The following is a 2,957-nucleotide window of genomic DNA, read 5'->3' as shown; positions in this document are numbered from 1 at the left end:
GGAACGACGGCCGGACTCTTCATCGGTGATATCGTGGTTCTACTGGTGCTCCTGACGGTCGGGAGCCTTCGCCATCACGAGAACATCCTCCAAGAACCACTTTACTTCGCTAACACCGTCGCACCGTTCCTCATCGGATGGTTGATATCCGCGTTCGTGGTCGGCCTGTACAGTTCCCGCGCCCGCCGCTCGATTCGAACCTCGGTGCTGTTCGCGGACGGAACGTGGATCACCGCCGCGCTCATCGGTGCCGCACTCCGCGCGACGTCGTTCTTCCACGGCGAGTCACCGGTCAGCTTCGTCCTCGTGATGCTCGGCTTCGGCATCCTGTTCTTGACCGTCTGGCGAATCCTGGCCGGGGTTACGTTCGCGATTCGCTAACGCGGTCACTTTGCCGTCGCCGAACGCCGTGGCCCGTAGGGTGAAGTGATTCCCGGTTGTCCTCCGTTCCTGATGTCGTCCATTCCATCCGAGTTTCACGAACTGTTCGAAAAGCCCGTCTTCGCGTACTTCGCTACGCTCACACCCGAAGGATTGCCGCACGTTACCCCAGTGTGGGTCGATTACGATGCCGACGAGGACAGGGTGCTCGTCAACACCGAACGCGGTCGGCGCAAGGAACGAAACGTGCGGGAGAACCCGAAGGTCGGGATGGGGATGACCGACCCGGACAACCGTTATCGGGCGCTGTCCGTCCTCGGCGAAGTCGACGAGATGACCGAGGAGGGTGCCCGCGAGCACATCGACGAACTATCTCAGCGCTACACGGGGGAGGAGTATCAGCCGGAGATTCGGACGGCGCGAGTCCTGCTCAAAATCCGTCCGGACGAGGTAATCGCCCACGGCGGGTGATCGGGGACGACGAAAATAGCGTTTTCACGCGGCGACGCGCCGGTACTCGACGTACGAGTACAGCATGAGATAGGCCGCGACGAGGATGACCGGGCCCACCATGAGGTAAATCGCATACCGAGGGACGAACGCGCCGAGGATGGCGATGATCCCCGCGATTTTGAACAGCGGCCCCGCACGCGAGTGGGTCCTCTTCCACACCCTATCGTCCGAAAGCGTCCACGGCGTCCGGACGCCGATGAACCAGTTCCGTTCGACGCGACTCATCAGCGCGCCGATGAAATAATACAGCACGCCGATGGCTGGCGACAGCACCATCGTGAAGTCGAATCGGTAGCCGAGGTTCCAGAGGACGATCAGCACCTGCATGTACAGCATGAACGCGACGAACAGGACGATGAACAGATCGTAGTACCGCCGGAACTCCGCGATGTTTTCCCGGAGTGGGTCGATCCGCGGAATCGCGGCGAAGAGGACGAGCAGTCCCGCGGTCATCGTCGGGAGCAGGAACAGTCCCCACAGCTTCGGCATCGTGCCGTCGGCGTTCCCGCTCGCGTTCCAGTGGGTCGCGATTTGGTCCGGCATACGGGGATAGTAGTACACGCTCAGGGCGAACGAAACGACGACGAGTGCGAGCGCGACGAGATACGATTTTCTCCCCTTCATGGAGGATAATCGTTCGTATTCCCTCATAAACTTACGCGGGTTTCCCCAAACCCAACTCTGATTGTTATCCGGTTGGTCGGTTGCGCCATGAGTACTACCGATATCGATTATTCTGCCCGCGCCAAGGACGTGCTCGGGTTCTCCAGATGGTGGCAGGTCGCCGCCGCGGTCGTGATGATGGGGTTGGTCAGCCCGTATCAGTACGTGTGGTCGTCCCTCCGTTCGCCGATCGCGAATCGCCTCGCCATCGATCCTGCGGCGCTCGGCGCGGTGTTCACCCTCTTCGTCATCTTTCAGGCGGGGTCACAGTTCCCCGTCGGTTGGTGGCGCGACAGACACGGCCCACGGGCGCTGACGCTCATCGCGGGAATCCTCGCTGGAGGTGGCTATCTCGCCCTGTCGCGTGCGACGAGCGTCTGGCAACTGTATCTCTTCTACTCACTCGGGGCCATCGGGGTCGGTATCGTCTACACCGTCGCGGTGAACACGGCGCTGAAGTGGTTCCCCGACCGGCGCGGTCTGACGACCGGGTTGGGGACGATGGCGTTCGCGGCGGGGAGTGCGCTCGTGGTTCCGTACGTGCGCGCCAACGCGACGGCATCGAGCTATCCGGGCGTCCTCTGGAACATGGGGTTGCTCATCGGTATCGGAATCCTCGTCGGAGCGGTCGTGCTCCGCGACCCGCCCAAGGGATGGCTCGAAGCGACGGCCGACGGCGGCGACGAGGCGACGGAGATGGTTTCGGGTCCGCAGTACACGTGGCGCGAGATGGCCGAAACGTGGCAGTTCTGGGTGATGTACGTGATGTTCGTCTGCGCGAGCGGGGCGGGGTTGATGCTGACCGCGAAGGTCGTCTCCTTCGCCGAGCACTTCGGGCTGGCGGCGATGATCGCAACCGTCTCCGCCATCGTACTGCCGCTTTCGGGTGGGGCGGGGCGGTTGATCATCGGCGACGCGTCCGACCGGATCGATCGGGAGCGCGCGATGGCGGTCTCCTTTTTCCTGTGCGGCGTCGGTCTGTTCGCCGTCGTCTGGTTTGCGAACGTGAACTCCGACATCGGGTTCGTCCTCGCCGTCATCGTCGCCACGTTCTTCTGGAGCCCACAGTACACGCTGTTCCCGAGCGTCGTCGGCGACTACTACGGACGGGAACATTCCTCGGCGAACTACGCACTGCTCTACTCGGGGAAGATGTGGGGCGGCGTGTTCGGCGGGGCAGTTACCGGTTTTCTCGTCACGGCGATGGGATGGACGGTCGCGTTCCTCATCGGCGGCGTCCTCGCGATCGTGGCGGCGCTCGGCGCGTTGCTCCTTCGTCCCCCCACGCACGACTGATCGGTGAATACCGCCGTTCGGTCGTCGATCATCGACGCCCTACCTCAATTATCGCCGGTAATTCTCCCTCGAAAAATTCAGACAACGCCTATCATGAGCATCGT

Annotated in this window: 4 protein-coding genes; 3 read left to right on the top strand and 1 reads right to left on the bottom strand. The window is 62.4% G+C overall.

The features are described 5' to 3' along the window. Together WBV42_RS12820 and WBV42_RS12815 are read left to right on the top strand one after the other, a co-directional pair. Positions 1–381 (top strand): DUF3054 domain-containing protein (locus tag WBV42_RS12820; protein ID WP_423986377.1); only part of this gene is annotated, 381 nt, incomplete at its 5' end. A gap of 72 nt (positions 382–453) precedes the next feature. After that, a complete protein-coding gene (locus WBV42_RS12815) occupies positions 454–852 on the top strand; it encodes a TIGR03618 family F420-dependent PPOX class oxidoreductase (RefSeq protein ID WP_066145110.1) in 399 nt (132 codons plus the stop codon). Positions 853–876: 24 nt separating this feature from the next. Here the strand turns inward: WBV42_RS12815 and WBV42_RS12810 are convergent, their stop codons facing one another. Then, positions 877–1,518: an SdpI family protein gene (locus WBV42_RS12810; protein ID WP_423986376.1), complete on the bottom strand. Its 642-nt coding sequence runs from the start codon at positions 1,516–1,518 to the stop codon at positions 877–879. Between the two features lie 87 nt (positions 1,519–1,605). Here WBV42_RS12810 and WBV42_RS12805 point away from each other — a divergent pair, with 87 nt between their 5' ends. Next, complete coding sequence (locus tag WBV42_RS12805; protein WP_423986375.1) at positions 1,606–2,853, top strand: OFA family MFS transporter; 1,248 nt, start codon at positions 1,606–1,608, stop codon at positions 2,851–2,853. Positions 2,854–2,957: the final 104 nt, after the last annotated feature.

Origin of the sequence: Haladaptatus sp. (assembly GCF_049589095.1) — an archaeon.
GTDB lineage: Archaea > Halobacteriota > Halobacteria > Halobacteriales > Haladaptataceae > Haladaptatus.
Note: the sequence above shows the minus strand (reverse complement) of the source record. Positions and strands in the feature narration are given on the sequence as shown.